The 24,656-nt window shown below is 41.7% G+C and carries 19 protein-coding genes and 1 pseudogene; 7 read left to right on the top strand and 13 right to left on the bottom strand.

The features are described 5' to 3' along the window. The first annotated feature begins 1 nt into the window (after position 1). The 3 genes from V7783_RS02280 to V7783_RS02270 all read left to right on the top strand — a co-directional run bounded on the left by V7783_RS02280 (position 2) and on the right by V7783_RS02270 (position 5,768). Positions 2–3,076 carry an efflux RND transporter permease subunit gene (locus V7783_RS02280; RefSeq protein WP_335677355.1) on the top strand — a complete coding sequence of 1,025 codons (3,075 nt, stop codon included), beginning with the start codon at positions 2–4 and terminating at the stop codon, positions 3,074–3,076. A gap of 90 nt (positions 3,077–3,166) precedes the next feature. After that, positions 3,167–5,065 (top strand): DUF294 nucleotidyltransferase-like domain-containing protein, encoded by a 1,899-nt coding sequence (locus V7783_RS02275; RefSeq protein WP_335677354.1) that lies wholly within the window; start codon positions 3,167–3,169, stop codon positions 5,063–5,065. A gap of 1 nt (position 5,066) precedes the next feature. Continuing rightward, entirely contained in the window at positions 5,067–5,768 is a 702-nt protein-coding gene (locus V7783_RS02270; RefSeq protein ID WP_335677353.1) for a 3'-5' exonuclease, read from the top strand. Positions 5,769–5,816: 48 nt separating this feature from the next. On the opposite strand, the gene V7783_RS02265 is transcribed toward V7783_RS02270, so the two are convergent. Next, positions 5,817–7,391 (bottom strand): BCCT family transporter, encoded by a 1,575-nt coding sequence (locus V7783_RS02265; RefSeq protein WP_335677352.1) that lies wholly within the window; start codon positions 7,389–7,391, stop codon positions 5,817–5,819. Positions 7,392–7,728: 337 nt separating this feature from the next. Here V7783_RS02265 and egtB point away from each other — a divergent pair, with 337 nt between their 5' ends. Further along, positions 7,729–8,931: an ergothioneine biosynthesis protein EgtB gene (gene egtB, locus V7783_RS02260; RefSeq protein ID WP_442961338.1), complete on the top strand. Its 1,203-nt coding sequence runs from the start codon at positions 7,729–7,731 to the stop codon at positions 8,929–8,931. Then, positions 8,928–9,902: an L-histidine N(alpha)-methyltransferase gene (gene egtD, locus V7783_RS02255; RefSeq protein ID WP_335677350.1), complete on the top strand. Its 975-nt coding sequence runs from the start codon at positions 8,928–8,930 to the stop codon at positions 9,900–9,902. Before egtB ends, egtD begins: the two co-directional genes overlap by 4 nt. Positions 9,903–9,906: 4 nt before the next feature. On the opposite strand, the gene V7783_RS02250 is transcribed toward egtD, so the two are convergent. The 6 genes from V7783_RS02250 to V7783_RS02225 form a co-directional block, all read right to left on the bottom strand. Next, positions 9,907–10,734 carry a PhzF family phenazine biosynthesis protein gene (locus V7783_RS02250; protein ID WP_335677349.1) on the bottom strand — a complete coding sequence of 276 codons (828 nt, stop codon included), beginning with the start codon at positions 10,732–10,734 and terminating at the stop codon, positions 9,907–9,909. Continuing rightward, positions 10,715–12,385: an asparagine synthase B gene (asnB, locus tag V7783_RS02245; RefSeq protein WP_192542180.1), complete on the bottom strand. Its 1,671-nt coding sequence runs from the start codon at positions 12,383–12,385 to the stop codon at positions 10,715–10,717. Before asnB ends, V7783_RS02250 begins: the two co-directional genes overlap by 20 nt. A 119-nt stretch (positions 12,386–12,504) precedes the next feature. Beyond that, positions 12,505–13,209 carry a pyroglutamyl-peptidase I gene (gene pcp / locus V7783_RS02240; RefSeq protein WP_335677348.1) on the bottom strand — a complete coding sequence of 235 codons (705 nt, stop codon included), beginning with the start codon at positions 13,207–13,209 and terminating at the stop codon, positions 12,505–12,507. A gap of 115 nt (positions 13,210–13,324) precedes the next feature. After that, positions 13,325–14,254 carry a biotin-dependent carboxyltransferase family protein gene (locus V7783_RS02235; RefSeq protein ID WP_335677347.1) on the bottom strand — a complete coding sequence of 310 codons (930 nt, stop codon included), beginning with the start codon at positions 14,252–14,254 and terminating at the stop codon, positions 13,325–13,327. Next, positions 14,251–14,916, bottom strand: a complete 666-nt coding sequence (pxpB, locus tag V7783_RS02230) for a 5-oxoprolinase subunit PxpB (RefSeq protein ID WP_335677346.1) — start codon at positions 14,914–14,916, stop codon at positions 14,251–14,253. Before pxpB ends, V7783_RS02235 begins: the two co-directional genes overlap by 4 nt. A gap of 159 nt (positions 14,917–15,075) precedes the next feature. Next, entirely contained in the window at positions 15,076–16,593 is a 1,518-nt protein-coding gene (locus V7783_RS02225) for a leucyl aminopeptidase (protein WP_335677345.1), read from the bottom strand. 169 nt (positions 16,594–16,762) lie between these two features. Here V7783_RS02225 and msrA point away from each other — a divergent pair, with 169 nt between their 5' ends. Together msrA and V7783_RS02215 are read left to right on the top strand one after the other, a co-directional pair. Next, complete coding sequence (msrA, locus tag V7783_RS02220; RefSeq protein ID WP_335677344.1) at positions 16,763–18,052, top strand: peptide-methionine (S)-S-oxide reductase MsrA; 1,290 nt, start codon at positions 16,763–16,765, stop codon at positions 18,050–18,052. A gap of 73 nt (positions 18,053–18,125) precedes the next feature. Further along, positions 18,126–18,902 carry an amino acid ABC transporter substrate-binding protein gene (locus V7783_RS02215; protein WP_335677343.1) on the top strand — a complete coding sequence of 259 codons (777 nt, stop codon included), beginning with the start codon at positions 18,126–18,128 and terminating at the stop codon, positions 18,900–18,902. A gap of 31 nt (positions 18,903–18,933) precedes the next feature. Here V7783_RS02215 and V7783_RS02210 read toward each other — a convergent pair whose 3' ends face one another. The 6 genes and pseudogenes from V7783_RS02210 to V7783_RS02185 form a co-directional block, all read right to left on the bottom strand. Next, the gene (locus tag V7783_RS02210) at positions 18,934–19,812 is read right to left on the bottom strand and encodes a LysR family transcriptional regulator (RefSeq protein ID WP_335677342.1); all 879 of its coding nucleotides are present in this window, start codon (positions 19,810–19,812) and stop codon (positions 18,934–18,936) included. Between the two features lie 367 nt (positions 19,813–20,179). Then, on the bottom strand, positions 20,180–20,836 hold the full coding sequence (locus V7783_RS02205) for a CoA transferase subunit B (RefSeq protein WP_335677341.1): 657 nt from the start codon (positions 20,834–20,836) through the stop codon (positions 20,180–20,182). 10 nt (positions 20,837–20,846) lie between these two features. Next, complete coding sequence (locus V7783_RS02200; RefSeq protein ID WP_335677340.1) at positions 20,847–21,545, bottom strand: CoA transferase subunit A; 699 nt, start codon at positions 21,543–21,545, stop codon at positions 20,847–20,849. A gap of 35 nt (positions 21,546–21,580) precedes the next feature. Beyond that, positions 21,581–22,492: a hydroxymethylglutaryl-CoA lyase gene (locus V7783_RS02195; RefSeq protein ID WP_335677339.1), complete on the bottom strand. Its 912-nt coding sequence runs from the start codon at positions 22,490–22,492 to the stop codon at positions 21,581–21,583. Positions 22,493–22,496: 4 nt separating this feature from the next. Then, complete coding sequence (locus V7783_RS02190) at positions 22,497–24,473, bottom strand: acetyl/propionyl/methylcrotonyl-CoA carboxylase subunit alpha (RefSeq protein WP_335677338.1); 1,977 nt, start codon at positions 24,471–24,473, stop codon at positions 22,497–22,499. Positions 24,474–24,481: 8 nt separating this feature from the next. Beyond that, positions 24,482–24,656 (bottom strand): annotated as a pseudogene (locus V7783_RS02185) (gamma-carboxygeranoyl-CoA hydratase); the annotation flags it as partial.

Here is a 24,656-nt window from a genome sequence, read left to right as displayed (position 1 = left end):
GATGCAATCACCTACGATGCAAGACTTGCCGTCAATGGCAATTCGCCGCCCAGTATTGATAGTCGTTCTTAACTTATTAATTATAATCGCTGGTATTGCTGCCATTGCGGGGGTTGAAGTACGTGAACTGCCCGATGTTGATACGCCGAGGATCACTGTATCGGCTTCTTTTCCAGGTGGCTCACCTGAGACGGTTGATACCGAGGTAACCAGTAAACTTGAAGGTGCTGTTGCGCGAGTCAGTGGTGTTAAAACGATTCGTGCACAAAGTGAAGAAGGTAGTGCGCGAATTGTGGTTGAGTTTCGTGCGGGCGTTGATCTTGATGATGCCGCAAATGAAACCCGTGAGTCCGTAGCGCGCGTGCAACGTGATTTACCTGAAGAAGTTGAGCGAGTGTCTATAATCAAAGCGGATAACGATGCTGAAGCCGTCGTATCGTTAACCGTTTCCAGTGAGTCATTAGCGCTTGAGGCTTTAACAGAATTAGTTGAGGTTGATTTAGCCCCGCAGTTTTTAACCATTCCAGGGGTTGCCGATGTCCGCTTAAATGGCGACCGTAAACGAGTATTACGGGTACGATTAGATCCCCTTAAATTAACCAGTTTTAATTTAACGGTCCCCGATGTGGCACGTGTGCTGCGCCAAGCTCCCTTTGATGTACCCGCGGGTAGTTTAAAGTCAGCGGATCAACAAATTATTGTTCGCGCAGATGCTACATCGGTCACAGCAGAGCAAGTAGCGGATATTATCATTCGCGATGGCACGCGTATTGGCGACATTGCAGCGGTTTATTTTGGCCCCGCAGATCCACGTTCTATGGTGCGTTTAAATGGCCAACCTGTGATTGGCATGGAAGTTATCCGTCAAGCGCAATCAAATACCATTGAGATATCCGATGAAGTGTTAAGTTTATTAGCGAAAATGCAAACACGTTTTCCTGAGCTTGAATTTACCCTGACATCGGATGATGCACAGTTTATTAGAAGCTCAGTTGATGAGGTGATCTCTTCATTAGTACTCACTGTATTATTAGTGATCATTACGTTGTGGATATTTATTGGCTCATGGCGGGCAACTCTAGTGCCGGCATTTGCCATTCCTGTTGCCCTGATTGGTTCATTAGCCTTGATTTGGGCGCTGGGTTTTTCAATCAATATACTTACGCTGTTAGCATTAGTGCTTGCAACCGGTTTAATTGTTGATGATGCGATTGTGGTTAGCGAAAATATCCAACGTCAACGTGGTTTAGGTCTTGGCCGACGCGCTGCTGCCGTGGTGGGCACCCGTGAAGTATTTTTTGCGGTCGTTGCCACAACTGCCGTGTTGGCTGCCGTATTTGTACCCATCGCATTTTTACCTTCAACCGCAGGGCGGCTATTTAGAGAGTTTGGTGGAGTGCTTGCGGGCGCGGTGATTATCTCAAGTTTTGTCGCACTGTCCTTGGTTCCTGCATTAACCTCTAAACTAAAACTTAAGCAAGGTGGCAAGCACCCGTTTGCAAAAATAGGCCATTGGCTTGCTAATGTTTACACTAAAACCATTCATTGGGTGCTTGATCACGCATGGCTAACGTTTGCAGCGTGCGTATTGATTGCAGCGGGGTCGGGTGCTTTGTATGTCAATTTAGACAATGAGTTACTCCCATCAGAAGATCGCGGAAAAATTCGTATCTTTGCCCGTGGACCAGATGGCGTTGGCTTAAACTTTATGGACAGACAAGCCATGCAAATGGAAGACATTTTATTGCCGTACGTAGAAAGCGGTGAGATAGAATCCATTTATACTGTAGTAGGGCAATGGGATCCTAATATCGTGTTTATCACCGTGCCATTAAAGCATTGGGACGAACGCCATTTTACCCAGCAAGAGATCATCAATAAAATCCGTACTCCATTGGGCAATGTGCCCGGTGCAGCAGGCTACCCAAATGGTTCAAATAGTTTAAATTTACGTGGTCAAGGTGGCGGCATTGAACTGGCGTTATTAGGGCAAGATTACCTGCAAATTTATAAAGCCGCACAGCAATTTGCAGCCCAAGTTGAGCAGCAAATTCCGGCCATTGATAATGTTAGAATTTCATATCAACCATCTCAACCGCAGTTACGCGTTAATATAGATAGACGCCGCGCTGATGAATTAGGTGTTTTATTAAGTGATATATCAGTGACATTGCGTGCTGCAATTAACGGCGATGATATTGCCGATCTCAATATTGGTGATCAATCAGTGCCTATTATGTTGCAAGCACAAAATCAAACCATTAATGATCCCAGTGATTTAGCAAACCTCTATGTCAGTGCATCAAATGGCAGACTCGTACCATTGAGCAGTGTTGCAACTATTAGCGAAGAAGGTGTTGCGGCAGAGCTTGAGCGCCATGCACAGCGCCGCGCTATCGAATTGGACATGGAATTGCCAGAAGATATGAGTATTGCAGAGCTAGTTTCGCAGCTCCGTGATATTGCAGAGCAAACTTTGCCAAGTGGTATTAGCTTAGCATTCAAAGGTGAAGCTTTAACGTTTGAAGAAACCTCTAATGAAGTGTTTATTACCTACATACTGGCATTTTTAATTGTGTTCTTAGTGTTGGCGGCACAATTTGAAAACGTAAACAGCGCGATAGTGGTGATGATCACCGTTCCATTTGGTATCACTTCGGCAATCCTAGCGCTGTATCTTACGGGGACTTCTCTTAATATTTACTCGCAAATAGGCTTAGTGATGCTAATAGGATTAATTGCTAAAAATGCGATTTTACTGGTTGAATTTGCCGATCAATTACGAGATCAAGGTTTAACGGTACGTAAAGCGGTTGAGCAAGCGGCACTGGTGCGTTTAAGACCAATCACTATGACCTTAGTATCTACCTTGCTTGGCGCTTTGCCGTTAATATTATCAACGGGCGCAGGGGCAGAAGCACGCAACGCTATCGGTTGGGTGGTGTTTGGTGGCTTATCACTTGCGGTATTATTTACCTTGTATTTAACGCCCGTTATTTACTTAGGTCTTGCGCGTTTTACCTCACCTCGGGGTGATGAAACTAAACAATTAGCTCAGGAGTTAGAGCAAGTTTAACCTCGTTACTTGTACTAATCGGTTATTTTTCTTTGAAAAAATAGCCGATTAGGCCCACAATCAACAAAACGCATCAAAACGGACAAGTTAATGCAAGCCGAACATGTTGATATCGCTCATTTCCTGTGTGAGCACGCTCCATTCGATGATCTACCAGAAGAAGCTTTAAACCAACTAGCGTGTCAAATCGAAGTTGCTTACTTTCGCGCTGGAACCAATATTCTTCTCTATGGCGATGATATAAATGACTTATATATAATTCGCAGTGGTGCAGTTGAAATGTATCGACGCGATGGCGAGCTGTACAACCGATTAACGGTTGGTGGTATATTTGGGCAAATGGGTTTATTAATGAATCGCAAAGTTCGTTACCCTGCAAAAGCACTTGAAGATACTTTAGTTTATTGTATTAACGTTGAATTCTTTAATAAATATTGTGATAAATTTGACGCATTTGCAGACTATTTTGAAGCCAACGGCACGGTAAGGTTGCATCAAGCAATTGTTGAACAAGCCGATAGTAATGATTTAACAACGGCTAAAGTAAAATCTCTACTCCATCGCGACGTTGTCACTGTGGCAAAAGATGCCAGTATACAGCACGTAGCGCAAGTGATGACGGATGAATCGGTATCGTCGGTACTTGTAACCGATGTTGATAAGCCAATTAGTGACGATCCTGAAGATGATGATGGTCAAGTTGTTGGTATTATCACAGATAGAGATTTACGCAGTAAAGTCATTGCCGCAGGTCTTGATTACACGATGACCGCGCAAGCTATCATGCAGCAAGATTTAATTTTACTAGACAGTAACGCGTATATCTTTGAAGCTGTTTTAGCGATGCTACGAGAGAATATCCATCACTTACCTGTTGTTGTTAAGAAAAAGCCTATTGGTGTGATTTCACTTTCCGATATTTTACGTTACGAATCGCAAAGCAGCTTACTGTTAGTTAGAGGGATATTATCGCAGCCCTCTGTTGAAGATCTTGCATATTATGCACGGCAATTACCAAACGTGTTTGTACGTATGGTAAATGAAGACGCTAATTCACACATGATTGGTACTGCAATGGCTGTGATTGGCCGCACCTTTAAACAACGTTTGTTAAGTTTAGCTGAGGAAGAATTTGGCCCTCCGCCAGTGCCTTATTGCTTTATCGCTTTAGGTTCAATGGCCCGTGATGAACAGCTTATTGTTACCGACCAAGATAACGCCATTATCCTAGATAACAGTTTTGATGAAGCAAAGCATGATGAATATTTTCAAAAGCTGGCTGACTTTGTGTGCGATGGTTTAGCTGAATGCGGCTATACATATTGTGCTGGTGAAATAATGGCTTCATTTAAAAAGTGGCGATTAACCAAAGATCAATGGCAGGCGCAATTTGCTAAATGGATTGCCGAGCCAAAACCACAAGCTTTACTCAATAGCGCCATTTTTTTTGATTTAGATGGCGTATACGGCAAAGTTAAATGGGCGCAAGAGCTGCAACGCTTTATTGCCATAGAAGGGCGCAACAATAAACGCTTTTTAGCAAATATGGCTGCCAACGCGCGAAACCGTACACCGCCACTGGGCTTTTTTAAAGACTTTGTGCTTGAGCACAATGGTCAACATAAGCGTTCGATGAACCTTAAACGACGCGGTACTGCGCCATTATCTGATGTGATAAGAGTGCATGCTTTGGCCGTAGGTTCACGTAAACAAAATTCATTTGAGCGCTTAGAAGATATTATAGATGCTAAATTGCTGCCAGAAGGCAAAGCACAGGATTTAAGAGACGCACTTGAATACATTGCCATGGTGCGTATTCGCCACCAAGCGTGGCAAATAGAGCAACTCGATGAGCAACCGGATAATGATTTAGAACCACATTTATTATCGCCGTTTGAGCAGCGCAATCTAAAAGAAGCATTTGCTATTTTAGACAAAGCACAAAACTTCCTTAAATTTAGATACTCAGCTAATTCAGGTATTAAATAATATGGCGGGGAATAAAATTGATTGGCAAAAACGTTATAAGCAGCTAGAAAACAGCAGCAAACATGACTGTATCAAAAACTATTACAGGAACGCTATTTTTGATGGTAATACCGCGATTAGTGACGTTCCTTTAGTTGCTTTAGATTTTGAGACGACCGGTCTAAATTTTAATCATGATGATATTGTCAGTGCGGGTTTAGTGCCGTTTAATACCCGGCGTATCAGCTGCAGTGGCAGTAAACATTGGCTGGTAAACCCGAAACAAAAGCTTGATGAAGAATCAATTGTTATTCATGGCATCACCCATTCTGAATTGATTGATGCTCCTGATTTTTCTAAAATCATTGAGCCTTTATTAGCGGCATTGGCAGGAAAAGTGGTGGTTGTTCACTTTGCGCCGATTGAACGTCACTTTCTATATCAGGCTTTACAGGCTCGACTAGGCGAGGGGCTTGAGTTTGCAGCGATTGATACACTTGAGTTAGAGAAACGCGCGTTAAAAGCCAGACAAGGGCTAATTGGCCGGTTATTTAATAAGAAACTTGATTCAGTAAGATTGGGCGACTCACGTAAACGTTATTCACTGCCTGCTTATCAAAGCCACAGTGCACTTACTGATGCATTGGCTACCGCAGAGTTATTACAAGCACAGCTGGCATATCATTATCGTGATGACACACGGCTTGCAGATTTATGGATATAAAAAACGCCGCTAATTTTAGCGGCGTTTTTAGATTTTAGTTAACTGTGTTTAGCTTCTTGGTTCGGTTCTAAGTCCTAACAGTAAGCTTACACACATCATTAGTAGTACAATCGTGAATGGTAAGCCTGTGGACACGGCACCGGCTTGCAGTGCCTCCATTGCTTTCGTTCCACCTACCCAAAGTAGTGTTGCTGCTATGGCGCCTTCAACCGTCGCCCAAAAAATGCGTTGTGGTACTGGCGCATCAACTTTACCACCGGCAGTGATCGAATCAATAACTAATGACCCTGAATCTGACGAGGTAATAAAGAATACCAATACTAGAACAACCGCAGTGAATGACAGTAATTTAGCCATTGGTAATTCATCAAACATTTCAAACATCGCCAGTGGTACTTGCGTTAATCCTTCGGTACCAAGTTTACCAACCCCATTAATGACTTGATCAATTGCAATACCGCCATAAATTGACATCCACAGTATCGTGACCATAGTTGGAATAAGCAATACCGCAATTAAAAACTCACGGATAGTACGCCCCTCAGATACACGTGCGATAAACATACCAACAAATGGAGACCAAGAGATCCACCAAGCCCAGTAGAACACAGTCCAACCGTGCATCCAGGTTTCATCTTCGCGACCATGCGGGTTACTTAACGGAATAATGTTTTCAACATAGCCCATTACTGTGGTTGGAATGTTTCCTACAGACGCTGCAAAGCCAACTAATAAAACGAACATTAGCAAGGCAAAGGCAATCAACATATTAATATTACTGAGTAGCTTTACGCCGCCATCAATACCGCGTACTACCGAAATAATCGCTAATAAGGTGACGACGGAAATGACTATGATTTGTAAACCAACACCGGATTCAATACCAAATACATGGTCTATACCCGCTGAGGCTTGTTGCGCACCTAAGCCGAGGGAAGTTGCTAAACCAAATAACGTCGCCAGTACTGCTAAAATATCAATAACGTGACCTGGCCAACCCCATGTTCTATCACCTAAAATAGGATAAAAAATAGAGCGAATTGAAAGCGGTAAACCTTTATTATATGTAAAAAAGGCCAATGACAAAGCAACAACGGCATAAATAGCCCAAGGGTGTAGTCCCCAGTGAAACATGGTCGCGCCCATGGCAAGTTTTGCAGCTTCAGGCGTATTAGGTGTGACATTGAGTGGCGTTTCATACCAACCGGTGTAGTAGGCGACTGGCTCTGCAACCCCCCAGAACATTAAACCTATACCCATACCCGCAGCAAACAGCATTGCCATCCATGAAAGACGTGAATGAGTAGGGCGCGCGCTTACACCACCTAATCTAATTTTCCCGTAAGGTGAGAAAATTAAACCGATACAGAACAATAAAAAAATATTAGCGGACCACATCAAAAAGCTATCAAATGTATTAATGATGTCGAATTTTATCCCGTCTAGCATTGCTTTTGCTGAGTCAGGATCACTAATTAACACTGCGATTAAAAAAATTAAAACTAAGCCAGCACTGGTACCAAAAACTGGATTATGTACATCAAATCCCCATTTCTGAATATTATCCTGGCCTACCGTATAGTCCGTATTATCAATACTATATTTGTCATGATTATCACTCATGAATAAGCCTCTTTTGTTAAATTTCCGTTTGTTTTAATGGTTTGAGCAGCGATCCCGAACAGGATTATTACTTCGTAGACAAACTAAAAATAGCACTTAGTAATATGCTAAAGTGTAGAAGTAATCGTCAAAATGTAAACCTAGATTATTCGTAAACCGCTGAATTATAGCCATTACGGTAATGAATAGCTTACAGGATCGTTTTGGTGCTGTCATGATGATGAGGAAAAATAAGCAATAATCACTAATTTAATATCCAACTCTAATTAATATTTCATCTAAGTGTCACTTAAATGCCTTTTAACTAAACTTAAACTATAGTTAATACAGCTAGTTTGTGAGGGATAATATGATAGCAAAGGATAACCAAACGCTTTTGCGTAACTTTAATAAAGTAAGGCGGGATTCAGAGCAATTAATTAGCAACCTCAGCGTTGAAGATTGCCAGCTTCAAGCAATGCCAGATGTAAGCCCTATGAAATGGCACCTGGCGCACACCACATGGTTCTTTGAAACTTTCTTATTAGTACCGCACCTTACTAACTACTGTATTTTTAATGCCGAATTTAAGGTGCTATTTAACTCTTATTACAATGGTGTTGGAGAGCAGTTTAGCCGAGCTTATCGGGGGACTTTATCACGACCAAGTTTAGAATCAGTACTTGAGTACCGTCGGTATGTTGACCAAGCAATGGCTGAATTGCTGACAAGTGATAATGGCTTAGAAGAGATTGTTGAACTTGGCATTAATCATGAGCAGCAGCACCAAGAGCTGATGTTAATGGATATTAAATATAACTTTTCATTTAATCCCTTGTTGCCAGCTTATCACCAACCTGCGGTAGCAACCGCGAACAAGGTATCAACACCACTCGAATTTGTGCAATTTAAAGAGTCTATTATCACTGTAGGGGCAGCACTAGATGAGCACTTTTCTTATGACAACGAGCGGCCAAATCATTCAGTGTTGATGCACCCTTTCAGTTTAGCAAATCGATTAGTGACTAACGGTGAATACCTCGAATTTATTAATCAACAGGGCTATCAACAACCCATACATTGGTTAAGTGACGGCTGGAACTATATTCAAAAAGAGCAACTAACACAGCCTTTGTATTGGCATTTTATAAACGCAGAGTGGTTTGAGTTTACTTTAAATGGCTTACAGCCGCTGGATTTAAACGCTGCTGTTACTCATGTGAATTACTATGAAGCATGTGCTTATGCAAATTTTGTAAATTCAAGGCTGCCGACAGAGTTCGAGTGGGAATACGCGGCTCAACAACCCGATACACTCCTACAACTAAGTGATAGTGGCTGGCAGTGGACAAACAGTGCTTATTTGCCTTATCCCGGCTTCAAACCTATCAGTGGTGTCGCAGGTGAATACAATGGCAAGTTTATGAGTAATCAAATGGTACTGCGTGGTGGTTGTCAATTTACACCAAGCAATCATTTACGCACCACATATCGAAATTTTTATTATCCACATCAAGCGTGGATGCAAAGTAGTATAAGACTAGCGAGGGATAGCGAATGAGTCACCTTACAGCGGTAGCAAATAAAAACGTTTTAGATCAGCAATTTTTAAATGATGTTTTAAATGGCTTAACGCAGCACCAAAAGTCTCTATCGTGTAAATATTTCTATGATGATAGAGGGGCTGCATTGTTTGAGCAAATCACCAGCGTTAGTGAATATTATGTCACACGTACTGAGCTGAGTATTTTAGATAAGTATTCTCATGCGATTGCTCAATTATTACCACAAGATATCTCGATCATCGAGCCGGGCTGTGGATCTGGAAAAAAGGTGGCTTATTTGCTTGCTCATTTAGTCAATGTAAAAACCTTTGTTCCTTTTGAAATCTCCAAAGAGATGCTCAATTATTCCTTAGCACACTTATCGCCGCTTTTTCCTGAGCTGGTTATCTCGCCACTGTTGGGGGATTTCACACACAGTCAGATGGTTAAGCAATTGGCAAAAAAATCTGCATTGGTGGATCAAACAAACCTAGTTTATTTTCCTGGCTCTACATTGGGTAACTTTGCACCCGTTCAGGCTATTGAAATTTTGCAAAACTTCCACCGCTTATGTGGCATCAACGGCTATGTTCTGATTGGTATCGATTTAGTTAAAGACCGCCAAGTGCTTCTTAATGCTTACGATGATAAAGCGGGTATTACGGCTTCATTTAATAAAAACATGTTATTGCGTATCAATAAAGAGCTAAATGGGACATTTGAACTGGATAATTTCACTCATCAATCTCGCTTTAATGAACAACAAAGCAGGATTGAAATGCATCTTGTCAGTAACTGCGCGCAACGCATTTTTATAAATAATGTTGAAGTGAATTTTAAACAAGGCGAAAGCATCCATACCGAAAATTCACATAAATATACATTAACGGCCTTTGAGCTTTTAGCAAAACAGGCGAACTTGAAGTTAGAACATACTTGGTGTGATGATAATGATTACTTTGCACTGTGTTTATTGCGCCCTTGCTAAAAGGTTAATAAAGTCTCACAGATTGTTTTTTTAATTGGTAATTTATTACAGCGCCGTTTACAGATGCTTGAAAAAGTACGCCTTTATATTCTGTGTTTAGCTGTTTAATAAGCGGCGCAAGCACACTTAACGCAGATCCAGTTGCCTGATCTTCTGCTATGCCATAGTAAGGAGCAAAATATCGAAATGAGAAGCAGCCGTTATGGGGATTTTGCTGAAGCACAATAACAGCATTGGGGTAGTCTGTTAATTCTTTCACTCTAACATTAAGCTCTTTAAGTGGATGCTCAGTATTAATTAAAACAGTGGTATACCCATGTTTACTGGTTGTTGAATAGCTTTGCAGGATCGGCGCTTTAATCGCCATTTCGATGGCGTGCACAGGGGCAATTTTTTCGCTGTTTATGGCCGTGATCTCAAGCTGTAAGTTATTAATACTGGTTTGTATTTTAAAAATTTCACCCGTTAATGAATAAAATTGACGAGGTGGGTTACCTTGATATTTTTTTAAATACAAAGCAGCTGCTAGGGTACCGTGTCCACAACGCTTTATTTCATTGTGTTGGTTAAACCAGCGGATACTGCAGCTGGGGCTTTTAATTTCAGTTTGTTTCAAAAATACAGTGGCGCTGTGATGAGTATGGCTTGCGATATGCTGCATCATAAAACGGCTTAAGCCAGATTTATAAATAACGATCAGTGCCGATGAGCCTTTATTGTGGGGAGGATTATCAAAAACAGTTTGTTCAGCAAACACCTGCACAAAGCGCGGGGCTTTATGCAGGTATCTAGGTAATAATTGCGTAAACTTATTACTTTTGCTTATAGGCATCGTTATGGATACCCGCAGCGCGACCCGATGGATCAGCATTATTTTGAAATGATGCATCCCATAAAAGTGCTTCAGGCGTTGAGCAGGCAACTGATTTACCATGCGGTACACATTTCGCTGGCGCATCGCCTGGGAAGTGTGATTCAAAAATGCTGCGATAAAAATACGCCTCTTTAGAATCCGGTGTGTTGATTGGATACTTAAATTTTGCATTCTCTAAATCTTGGTCACTTACTTGCTCTGCAACGTATTCTTTTAATGTGTCGATCCAGCTGTAGCCAACGCCATCAGAGAATTGCTCTTTCTGACGCCAAAGTACTTCATCCGGTAAGTAGCCTTCAAAACCTTCACGTAAAATATGTTTTTCAATTTTACCATTGCCACACATTTTCCCTTCAGGATTAATACGCATTGCCACATCTACAAACTCTTTATCAAGGAACGGTACACGGGCTTCAACACCCCATGCAGCCATTGACTTATTGGCACGTAAACAATCAAACATGTGCAGTTTAGACACTTTACGATTTAGCTCTTCATGGAATTCTTGTGCATTAGGGGCTTTATGGAAATATAAGTAGCCGCCAAATAATTCATCGGCGCCTTCGCCGGAGAGTACCATTTTAATACCCATGGCTTTAATTTGACGGGCCATTAAATACATCGGTGTTGAAGCACGAATGGTTGTCACATCGTAGGTTTCAATGTGATAAATCACTTCGCGAAGCGCATCAATGCCTTCTTGAATAGTAAAGTGGATAGGGTGATGAACAGTGCCTATCATATCGGCTACTTTTTGCGCTGCGGCTAAATCAGGTGAACCCTCAAGACCAACCGAGAAAGAATGCAGTTTTGGCCACCACGCATCACTTTCATCATTATCTTCAATGCGTTTAGCGGCAAAGCGTTGCGTGATTGCTGAAATAACCGATGAATCTAAACCACCTGAAAGTAATACGCCATAAGGGACGTCGCACATTAGCTGGCGTTTAACAGCAGCTTCGAGTGCTTCTTTTACGTCTTGCGCTTTGGCATCATTGTCTTTAACTGCTGCAAAGCTTTGCCAATCACGAGCGTAATAAGGACGTAGCTCACCATCTTTGCTCCATAAAAAATGCCCCGGCGGGAATTCTTCAATGTGTTTACAAATAGGTGACAGCGCTTTTAATTCTGAGGCAACATAAAAGTTACCGTGCTCATCGTGACCGGTATAAAGTGGAATAATACCTATATGGTCGCGGCCAATTAAATAAGCATCTTGCTCTTCATCGTATAAACAAAAAGCAAAAATACCGTTTAGGTCGTCTAAAAACTCAGGGCCTTTTTGTTTGTACAACGCTAAGATCACTTCACAATCTGATTGTGTTTGGAAGGTAAAATCAGTCTCTAAATTAGCCGCTAGCTCTTTGTGGTTATAAATTTCGCCGTTAACCGCTAAAATATGTGTTTTTTCTGGGTTATATAAAGGTTGTGCGCCGCTTGAAACGCCAACAATGGCTAAGCGCTCATGCACTAAAATCGCTTTTTCAGATGAATATACGCCAGACCAATCAGGCCCACGGTGACGTAATAATTTTGACATTTCAATTGCTTGAGTACGCAACTGAGCGGGATCAGATTTTATATCTAATACACCAAAAATTGAACACATAGTAACTCCTCATTCCTATCATGTGTGTTAGTTAGGCCTAAAATACCTAACTATTCACACTTGTTTTAACAGAAATAATTAACTAAGTCACATAGCTTTTACAATATTTTCAGAATAATTTATGCACCAACGCGAGCATGCGTGCACCAAATTGATCGGTGCGTGGTGCCAGCTGCTACTTTTGTATCCAGTTTTGTACTGATCGCTTCGTTGATCAGCACTTTTAAAGCACTTAGCACGGTGTCTTCGCTCATACTGGGTGCGCCATTGTGGTGCAATGCTTGGCTGGGTAAATACGGAATATGAATGAAGCCGCCTTTGATATGTGGTTCGTGTTGGTTAATATGGTGCAACAGTCCATACATCACATGATTACAGACATAGGTCCCCGCGGTATTTGATATAACAGCCGGGATCTCACCTTGATGTAATGCCAGCAACATGCGCTTAATGGGTAGGTTTGCAAAATAAGCTGCAGGCGCGTCTGCGATGACTGGCGTATCAATTGGTTGGTTACCGGCATTATCTTTAATGCGCGCATCATCAATATTAATAGCAATACGTTCAATGCTAATTTCGCTGCGCCCACCAGCTTGGCCAACACACAGTACCAAGACGGGGTGATGCTGCTCTATTGCTTGGTACAGAAGGGCTAATGAACGATTAAATTCACACGGCAATTCTAAAGCGATAACGCGATGTTTTGCTATTAAATTGTCGTCCAACTTGCTGACAGCTTGCCAAGAGGGGTTAATCGATTCCCCTGCAAATGGGGCAAAGCCGGTGATCAATACACAGGGCATACTTGATGTCAGTTTAGTCATTAAAAATCTCCATATAGATTAAAAAACTATCAACCGCCAACAGTATGAAGGCGCCAGCATTTGACCCTTTATAGCATGGTAAGTGCATTTTAAAGCGAATTATGTCTATTTAAATCTAATGCTTATTCTTAAGGGCAATAGCAAGTTGCTGTAAATGCGCATCTAGCTTGGCCTGTGCGGCATTCGCAGTTGTTAAATCGACATAACTAAAGTTGATACTGTCGCCTGGTTTTAGCTGCGCAAAATGATAAAGATCGGCACTAATTACGGTGCCAAGTAATGGGTAGCCACCGGTCGTTTGGCCATCATTTAACAAAACGATTGGCTCACCATTGGGTGGTAACTGAATTGAACCTGGACTGACTGCTAAAGACGGCAACGAGTGCGAGTGCGCTAATTGGTTATTTTTTACCTGCAATCTTACCCCCATGCGATTACTTTGCGGGGTTACTTGCCAGGTTTTGGCACAAAACTCATCTAGCGTAGCTTGACCAAGTAGCTGGGTATGAATACTTGGGTGGATACGAATTACATTACGCTTTGGTGGGGATATTGCCCCCAGTTTTGGCCAGTTTTGCGAATATGGCGTAATCGCAATGGTATCGTTTTCTTTGAGTGCTGCGCCAGTTGTACCGCCAAAGCCTGCTGCTAAATCGGTCGCTCGAGAATTCATAACGCGTTCACAGTTAATGCCCCCCTTAACAGCTAAGTAAGCTCTAAAGCCATTTCTAGCCGCAGCAAACGTCAGTGTTTGGCCTTGTTTAATGGTGTATGTCCAACCTGGGTAAACTGGTGTGTCATCCAATTTGGCTTTCATATCGGCGCCCATCAGCGCAATCTGGGTATCGCAATTAAATTGCAGTTGAGCCAGTCCTAATGTTATTTCAATAACGGCGTCGTTATCATCGTTATCGAGCAGGCGGTTTGCTATGGTCATAGCGTAACTGTCTATGGCCCCTGATTGTGCAACACCTAAATGACGAAAGCCTGTTCGGCCTTTATCCTGAATAGTCATTAATAAACCGGGTTTTAGTACCGTGATCATGATGTAGACTCCTGACAAACAAATTGCAATGTATCGCCAGGTTGAATAACACTGGGTGGATTAGCGTGGCAGTTAAATAAAGTAAAATCAGTGTGGCCAATAATGTGCCAACCGCCGGGAGAGTCAGCAGGGTAGATACCGGTTTGACCTGCACCAATCGCAACAGAACCTTTAGCAACGTGTGTACGCGGGTTTGCTCTGCGCGGTGTATGTAATTGCGCTGTTAAACCATGCAGGTAGACAAAACCAGGTTGAAAACCTAAAAACAGCACTTGGTAATGGGCACTGCTGTGTAATTCAATCACTTGTTTTGGCGTAAGGCCATGCACATCGGCAACATAATCAAGATCAGGGCCGTGATCACCGCCGTAGTGGGTGAGTATTTTATGATGTGCACCTTGATAGTTTTGTGCATTTATTTCGTCCCACCAAGTTGCTAAGGTGGCTTGCCAGTGGCTGAGCTCTTCAGTATTGAGCAAATAAACGCTAAGTGAGTTCATTGCCGGTACGATATCAATAAAGGCTTTACTCTGTTTGCATTTGCTCACCAAAGCCCAGATCTTCTTTTGAATAATTAAGCTGTCTTCGCTTAAATGTGTTGCATCTAAATACAGACTATTGCTACTGAGTATTGCAACAGACACGGTTGCTTGTGAGTTCATTGATGATTATTTTTTATTAATTCTTAATCATCCCAAACTAGCACACTCAGTATTAAATGTTTACAGCAATGCGATTAGATTTACGGATTTTAATTGTTTGCAGACAAACAGAAGCTACGCATAAGCACGCAGATTGCGGCTTATGCGTAGTAATGTAGTTTAGTTGCTCAAAAGCCACTCACTTAAGAGACGAACACCATAGCCAGTACCGCCGGCTGATATTTCATCCTTACCTTTGCTCGCTAATGCATTCCCAGCGATATCGATATGAACCCAACGAGTATCACCTGCAAAGTGTTGTAAAAAGCTTGCCGCAGTCGTTGCGCCTGGGCCACTTGAACCTAAGTTTTTAAGATCAGCAATATCCGATGATAATGTGTCTTTATAGCCTAAAGGTAAGCGCCATAGGTTTTCATTAACTTGCTTACCAGCTAAAGTTAATTGTTCTATTAAAGTGTCATCGTCAGAGAATACGGCTGCATAGTCATTGCCCACAGCTTTAATTTTAGAGCCAGTAAGGGTTGCAACATCAATCATTATTTGTGGTTTAAAGTGTTCTCTGGCATACCACATTGCATCGCTTAGCACTAAACGACCTTCTGCGTCGGTGTTTACAATCTCAACGCTCAAACCTTCTGCTGTGCGTACTACATCGCCAGGTGCGACTGCAAACTGCGACACCATGTTGGCAGCCATGCCCATTACAGCCACTACATTTTTATCTGCTTTTGCTAATGCCATAGCTTTAACTGTACCAAGTACGGCTGCAGCGCCTGCCATATCAGATTTCATCCGCGCAATCGATGCGCCAGTTTTTAAACTGTAGCCACCTGAATCAAAGGTGATCCCTTTGCCAACTAGTGCAATAGGGGTGTCGTTTGAACCTTTGTAATGTGCAACCACTAAACGCGCGCCTTGTTGGCTACCACGACCAACAGCTTCAAGCGCACCCATACCCAGCTCTTTCAATTGCTGCGGTTCTAAAATGGTGATTTCAACACCTAAAGACTCCAACTCTTTTGCTGCATTAGCAAAATCTACAGGGGTCATTTCGGTGGCAACTTCTGAGGTAAGGTCGCGGGCTAAAAATACACCCGCCTGAATACTTTCAAGTTGTGAGTATGCGCGCTGTGTTTGCTTAGCGTTTTCAACATCAACACTATAACTAATTGTTTCTGTATTTGGTTTTTGTTTGTATTTTTCAAAGCGGTGATCACGCAAATTTGCACCATGAGCAAAATTAGCGGCTAAAATGCTATTACTATTTACACCGTTTACTTCATCAATAGCCACCGTTGCAGTGGCGGTTTTATTGGCAAGTAATTGTGCGTGAATATTGCCACCTAACTTTGCCATTAACGCTTTATCAAGTTTTTCTTGCTCGCCAGTGCCCACGATAAGCACACGGTTATAGTCACTGTTGTGAGGGGCTAATACTTCAACAACACTGGCGTATTTGCCACTAAAATCATTACTTTCAATTGCACGCTGTAATTGGTTGTTTAGTGTTTTATTAACAGATTTGAACTGCTTATTATTGCCATCTTGAGCATAAAACAGCACTAATGCATGGGCATTGTCATCAATTTTGTTAGTAAAACTAAACTCTGCGGCCTGCGTGTTCGTACTCATTGTTACAGCAAGTGCCAGTGCCGATAGATTGAAAAGCGTCTTCATTGTTTAACCTATATTAAATAAAAGCCTTTTTACCTTATTTGGGTTCGCAGGTTAAGTCGAATTCGGTAAAGCTGCGATATTGAGCGATAAAATAATGCTAACCGATGAAATAATAGTATCAGCGCTAAGGTCTACTAAAATGAAGCAATTAATAGAGTGAGGTAGGACAATGATGACATCAAATAATTGGCTTAAATTAGCCACTTGTAGCGTTTTGTTCAGCGCGGCAAGTTATGCGCTGTCGCTTGAAAGTGATAAAGGTACTGATGTGCAAGCAACTATGCATTTAGAAACGATTGTATTAGGCTCAGGTTGCTTTTGGGGCGCTGAAAAACGTTATGAAGCATTAAATGGTGTGATTGATGCAGAATCTGGTTATGCAGATGGTAAAGGGTTCAAAGCAACTTACCGCAATATAACTAAACAATCACGCCGCTTCGATGAGAACAATTACGCTGAAGTCGTTCAAGTCACTTTCAACAGCAATATTATCAGCGCCGCAACATTATTGAAAAATTATTTTGAAAGTCATGATCCAACCCAAAAGAATCGCCAAGGTAATGATATCGGCACTCAATATCGTTCAATTATTTTAACCACCACTACAGAGCAAGCAGAAGTGGTTGAAAAATTACGAGCGCAATATCAAAGTAAACTAACCGCAGCTGGGTTTGGAGAAATTCAAACTATCGTTAAACCGCTGACTGAGTTTTTTCCAGCAGAGGAATACCATCAAGACTATTTAGTCAAAAATCCAAATGGTTATTGCCCTGATCATTCAACTGGCGTGGTATTTGAAAAAGTTACCGAAGATGCAATCGACAATACGGCATTACTAGCAGGGAAACAGATCGTTGTGATTGATTCACGTGATTACTGCCCGTACTGTGAAAAGTTTAAAAAAGAGGTTAGTAACGAGTACAAAGGCAGTATTGCGTTAACTTATCGTAAGGCCGATCAACTTGACGGTTTAACGATTAAAACGCCAACGTGGGCAACGCCAACCATCTTGTTTTTAGAAGATGGCAAAGAGGTGTATGGCCGTCAAGGCTATGTTTCAGCAGCTGAATTTTATAAAGCACTAGGCGCTTTTAAGTTAGGTGATACTGAGGCTTACTCGGTGGCATTTAATGCCAGAACAGATAGCCCATTTTGTAAGCAATACGATATATTCAAAAATACGCCCGATGGTATTTTTATAGATAAGCTCAGTGGTGTGGCGTTATTTGATACTCGTGATCGCTTTAAATCGGGCACTGGTTGGCTGTCATTTACTCACCCAATAGGTAATAGTGTGACCATGCATGAAGATAATAGTTATGGTATGCAGCGTATCGAAATTAAGTCTAAGTCTACCGGTATTCATTTAGGACATTTATTCCCAGGTGAAGGTCCAAAGGGGGAAGACCGTTATTGTATTAATGCGACGGTGTTAGACTTTGTTGCTCGTAATGACTAAATATAGCTAGAGAGCTAGTTAATTGTGTTGTTATGTTCTAAGTTTATACAACAAAGGATAAAAAGATTTGGTAGTGAATAAGATTAAATTAAAGTGGTTATTGCTTTTTGTAATAACTTTACAGTCCAAAGTAGTGGTAGCTAGAACGGCTACGCCTTTAATGATTGGTGTCGAAAACATAGAATATCTACCATACTATGATGGCAGTGACCAGCAAGGCAGTAATTATTACGGATTTAGTGAGCAATTATTAAAATTGTTTGCTCATAATTATGGTTATAAATTTGATTTTTATTCATTACCAATAAACAGACTTTACAAAGATTTTATCGTTCAAGATTATATTGATTTCAAATACCCCGATAATCCTCAGTGGCATCAAGCTTATAAGAAAAAATACGCTGAAATAAAACCGGTGACTTACTCTAATAAAATTTTAACAACCGTGACGGGCATTGCGAGCCTGAAAAAAAGCATTGAATTGTCAGAATGTTTGAGTTTTGCAAAAGTAAGAGGCTTCACATCACAAAGCTATAAATCTTATTTTGATAAAAAGGAAATTGAAGTAGTTGAAACAGCCGATACGAGTGAGTTAATCAGCTTATTAATTTTAAAAAGAGTCGATTGTATTTATATATCACATGATGTTTTACAGTATCAATTAAGTAAAGAGTTTGCTGATGCAACAATTTATTTTCAAAACCACCTAAAGGTTGATGCACAAAACTTTTATTTGTCGAGTATTAAGCACCCTGAAATTATTTTGCAATTTAATCAGTTTTTATCACGTTCTAGTCATGAAATAGCAATATTGAAGAAACGTTTCAAGATTAAAGGGATGGAGGAATAAATTAGTTAAAAGAAAAGCCTAGCGATAGGCTTTATTTGAGGTGTTTAAAGGTATCGAGTAACCACTTTATAAATAGTTCAAGTGAGGCGTTGGTTTCGCTCGGCTCATGTTGCACTAAGTAATATTTGTCTTTAGTCACTAATGGTTCTTCGGTGAAGTTAAATAGCCAGCTTTCATCAAACCAAGTTTGACTAATTGGTAGCGGAATTAGGGCTATTCCCATGCCCTGTTGGGCTGCTCGGGCGACACCAAACATGCTATCAATTTGGATGATTTGTTTAGGTGAAAAGTCATCAAGGCCTACATGTTCAGCCCATTGGTGCCATGCCCAAGGACGGGCTTTATGTAAAATCAGCGGTACTTGTTGTAACGCTTCATGGGGATTTTCATGCCATTGCTGCCAGTTTTCTTTATTACACGCTGGAGAGTATTGTAAAGAGAACAGCTCGTGAACCACGCCTTCAAGTGGTTTTGACGACGATAACACAATCGATAAATCACTGTTAATGGCCAATTCTTTACGGGTTTTCATGGTATTAAGTTGTAAATTGGTTTTCGGGTGCTCGGTGGTCCACTCACTGAGTTTTGGCATCAATAGTTCACTGGCAAAAAACTCAGGTAAAGTAATACTGATAGTGACATTCTCTTGCAACTGACTAAATTCAGTGATGGTTTTTTCAAGCGCTTTGATCAGCGGTGACACAGAATCATAAAAGTTTTTACCCGCGGCAGTTAAATTGATAGAGCGAGTTTGGCGTTCGAATAGCTCAATACCTAACTGCTCTTCTAGCTGCTTGATTTGGTGACTAACAGCCGAAGGCGTAAGGTAAAGTAAGTTAGCGGCTTCTTTAAAGCTTAACGTTCTTGCCGCAAAACAAAAAGAACGTAATCCTCTAATAGGTGTTTGCATAATCGATGTTAGTAATTCTCAATAACGTTAGTAAAGCAATAACTATCCCAACTTGCGAGACATTAGCAAAATTAGTTTGCAACATAGCTATTTTCTGCATTTATAATTAAAAAATAACCAATTTAGGGTTATTTAATTTGTGTGATATTAGTTATCAGGTTAATCGTTGCTTTGACTTTTTGTCTACAACAACTAGCTGAGTTATCCAATTGTAGTACAAATCACAGTTATGGGGCACAAAAAAATGTTTTGCTGTAATTTGGTGCAGTTAAATGGCGAAAAAAAATCCCTCTTGCGAGGGATTTTGGGTAACTCAGCGCCATTGGCACTGGGAATGAGGTCGGTACAAGGTGAATGAGTGGTAAAGTTAAAACACCATCTCTGGAACATCACCATTAACAAGCAATTTTCCTGCCGTTTTACTTATGATTTCGTCCACTGATACGCCAGGTGCGCGCTCTAGCAGATGAAATGCGCCGTCTTTAACTTCTAACACGGCTAAATCCGTTACTATTTTCTTTACACAGTTAACACCAGTTAACGGTAAAGAGCAACTTTCAAGTAATTTTGAGTCACCATGCTTACTAGCGTGAGTCATAGTAACAATTATATTCTTAGCGCCAGCGACAAGGTCCATCGCGCCGCCCATGCCTTTGATCAGCTTTTTTGGGATCATCCACGATGCGATGTTGCCGTTCTGGTCAACTTCAAATGCACCTAAGACTGTTAAGTCTACATGACCACCGCGGATCATTGCAAAACTATCTGCACTATTAAATATGGCTGCACCAGTGGCTGCTGTCACGGTTTCTTTACCCGCGTTGATCATATCGGCGTCAAGCTCAGCTTTAGTAGGGTATGGCCCCATGCCTAATAAGCCATTTTCAGACTGTAACATTACTTCAATACCATCAGGTACATAGTTAGCAACGAGGGTAGGAATACCAATCCCCAAATTTACGTAGTAACCGTCTTGTAATTCTTGCGCAACACGCATTGCGACTTGTTCACGTGATAATGCCATGATGTTGCTCCTAATCGCTGGTGGTGACGCGTTCAATGCGTTTTTCAAAGCTGCCTTTGATAACGCGATTAACAAAAATACCTGGGGTATGAATTTGGCTTGGCTCAAGTTCGCCTGGTTCAACAATTTCTTCAACTTCAGCAACGGTAATTTTACCCGCAGTTGCAGCCATTGGGTTGAAGTTCATCGCCGTGTGTCGAAACACTAAATTACCGTAACGGTCGGCTTTCCACGCTTTTACAATAGCAAACTCGCCAGTGATTGATTCTTCTAGAATATACGGGCGGCCATCAAACTCTTTAACTTCTTTACCCTCAGCAACCGGTGTGCCGTAACCTGTCGCAGTATAAAACGCAGGAATGCCAGCACCGCCAGCGCGCATTTTTTCAGCTAAGGTACCTTGTGGGGTTAGCACCACGTCAATTTCACCACTTAATAATTGTTGTTCAAAGAGAGCGTTTTCACCGACATACGAGGCAATGATTTTTTTAATTTGTTTGTCGTGTAATAAAATCCCTAAACCAAAGTCATCAACACCACAGTTATTTGATACCACAGTGAGATCTTTGGTTTGTTTACGTTTGATCTCGCTAATTAACCCCTCCGGGATACCGCATAAACCAAAGCCACCAGCGATAATGGTATCGCCATCTTTTAAACCTTCCATTGCAGCTTCATAACTTGAAACTACTTTATCGAAACCGGCCATGGGCCCACTCCTTATAATTATGTGTATAACTGCTGTTATTGCTCAGCAGCTTGATTTTTAAGGGCAAGGGAAACCTTGCTTACGGGTTGTTTGTTTAATGCACTACAAATAGCCCAACCAGCCTTAGCCAGTCTTTCTAAATCAATTCCATGCTTAATGCCAAGCCCTTGTAGTAAGTAAACCACATCTTCAGTGGCAACATTTCCTGACGCACCCTTGGCATAAGGGCAACCGCCAAGGCCTGCAACTGCACTGTCAACCGTTGCTATACCTCGTTTTAGGGCTGTGTAAATATTTGTGAGCGCTTGCCCATAAGTGTCGTGAAAGTGAACCGCTAACAATGACTTATCAATATGAGTAAGCAGTAAGTCTAGTAGCTGATCGACTTTTTTTGCAGTGCCCACACCAATTGTGTCGCCAAGGCTAATTTCATAACAGCCAAGTGCTAATAACTTTTCTGTTACCGCCAGCACTGCCTGAGGGTCAATATCACCTTCGTAAGGGCAACCTAAAACGCAGCTTACATAACCACGAACACGAATGTTATGTGCTTTAGCAAATGCCATTACGTCAGTAAAACGGGCAATACTTTCTTCAATTGAGCAGTTGATATTTTTTTGGCAAAACGATTCGCTGGCTGCGGTGAAAATAGCAAATTCTTTAATACCCACCGCATGTGCTGCTTCTGCCCCTTTTAAATTGGGGGTGAGGGCGGTTAGATTGCAATCAGGCAACTCAAGTGCGCTAATTACTTCATTTGAATCGGCCATTTGTGGCACCCATTTGGGCGAGACAAAGGCACCTGCTTCAATATCTTTGATACCGGCAGCGGCAAGTGCATTAATAAGCGCAATCTTGCTTTGAGTGCTCACTGCGCTTTCGTTTTGTAAGCCATCACGGGCACCCACTTCAACAATCCGTACATGACTTGGGAATTGGTTTGTCATTGCATTACTCATCAGCTTTGCTCTCATCAGTGACTATCGCAAGCAGTGCGCCATGACTTACCAGTTCACCTTCAGCAAAACAATAACTTTGCAGTACGCCATCATGTGGGGCGGTGAGTGTATATTCCATTTTCATCGCTTCGATGATCACCACGGCATCACCTTTAGTAATTTGACTACCTACATCCACTAAATGCTTAACAACAGTACCATTGAGCGGGGCTGCAAGTGGCAGTGCATCACTTTCGTGTTCGCTGACATAGTGCTTATCAACAATCTCATAACGGCTTTGTAGCGCTTTATACATCACTGTAATGGTGTTATCACACGTATCTACGTGGGATGTGTGTTTCTCACCATTTATAAATACACTACAAAGTTTATTTTCAATGTCGCCAGAGGTTGTATAGTCAACTTCATCAACGTGAATAATAAACCCTTCGGCAGTTGCTGTAGCAAGTAGATGCTGCTCTGCAAAAGGGACTGTGATGGTGGTTGCACTATTTAGTTTAAAACCGGCTAAATTATCCCATGCAGAGCATTTATCCTGCTGATTTAGTGAGGTTACATAGCTAAAAGCAGCAATAACTTGGCTAATATCACGGTGCTTTTGATCAACTTTGATTAAGGCATCACCTTGCTCTTCGATAAAGTGGGTATCAGGCGCTCCTAGTTTAAAGGTAGGGTGATTAGCAAGTGTATGTAAAAAGCTCACGTTACAGCTAAAGCCCGCTAAATGAAATTTCTCAAGTGCAGTACTTAAACGGGCTAAGGCTTGTTCACGGTTTTCATCGTGAACAATAAGTTTTGCGATCATGGGATCGTAAAACGGGCTAATTTCATCCCCTTGCATTACACCGGTATCAATACGTACATACTCTGATTGAGCTGGTATATACAAGCCATTAATCGTGCCAGAGCAAGGGATAAAGTCATTACTTGGATCTTCGGCGTAAATACGGGCTTCAAAACTATGGCCATGTAATTGAATATCACTTTGCTTAAGAGGCAATGGCTGACCTGCAGCAATATTTATTTGCCAATTAACTAAGTCAACGCCGGTGACCATTTCAGTTACTGGATGCTCTACCTGTAAACGCGTGTTCATTTCCATAAAGAAGAACTCATCGCCACATAATAAAAACTCAACGGTACCAGCACCGCGATAGTTGATTGCAAGGGCACAACGTACAGCAGCTTCACCCATTTCTTGGCGTAATGCATCGCTCAAGCCTGGAGCTGGTGCTTCTTCAATTACTTTTTGATGACGGCGCTGCAACGAACAGTCACGGTCGCCTAAATAAACGCAATTACCATGGTTATCAGCAAATACTTGTACTTCAACGTGACGAGGTTTATTTACGTAGCGCTCAAGCAGCACTAAGTCATTGCCAAACCCTGCTATGGCTTCACGCTGAGCGCCTTGTAGTGCACTAATAAAGTCTTTCGCATGTTCTACAATACGCATGCCTTTACCGCCACCGCCAAAGGCCGCTTTGATAAGCACTGGGTAACCAATTTTTTCTGCTTCAGCTTGTAAAAAAGCAGGATCTTGTTTGTCACCATAGTAACCCGGTACTAAAGGCACATTGGCTGCTGCCATGATCTCTTTGGCACGGGTCTTAGAGCCCATGGCTTCAATACTTGTCGCTGGTGGACCAATAAAAGCAATGTTGTTTTGTTCACACGCTTTGGCAAATTCACTGTTTTCAGATAAAAAACCATAGCCTGGGTGAATACAATCAACACCGGCATACAGCGCCACGTTAAGAATTTTATCTGCGACTAAGTAGGAGTCTTTACTCGGTGCTGCGCCAATATGGTAGGCTTCGTCAGCTAACTTTACGTGTTGTGCGTGCTTATCGGCGTCTGAGTAGACAGCGACAGTTGTTAAACCCATTTGCTTGGCAGTGCGCATTACCCGACAGGCAATTTCACCACGGTTAGCAATAAGAATTTTTTGTAATGATTGTGTGCTCATGGTGATCCCTATTTCTGCCAATTTGGTGGGCGCTTTTCAAAAAAGGCAGTTAAGCCTTCTTGGCCTTCTTCAGATACGCGAATTTCTGCAATTCGCTCGGCGGTTAAATTAATGATTTGACCATTAATATCATGACCTGCCACATCGTTAATTAATTGCTTAGCTGCGCGTACAGCGACAGGG

The organism is Pseudoalteromonas sp. (assembly GCF_036960685.1).
Taxonomy (GTDB): domain Bacteria; phylum Pseudomonadota; class Gammaproteobacteria; order Enterobacterales; family Alteromonadaceae; genus Pseudoalteromonas.
The sequence above is the reverse complement of the archived record's forward strand: the minus strand, read 5'-3'. Positions and strand labels throughout refer to the sequence as shown.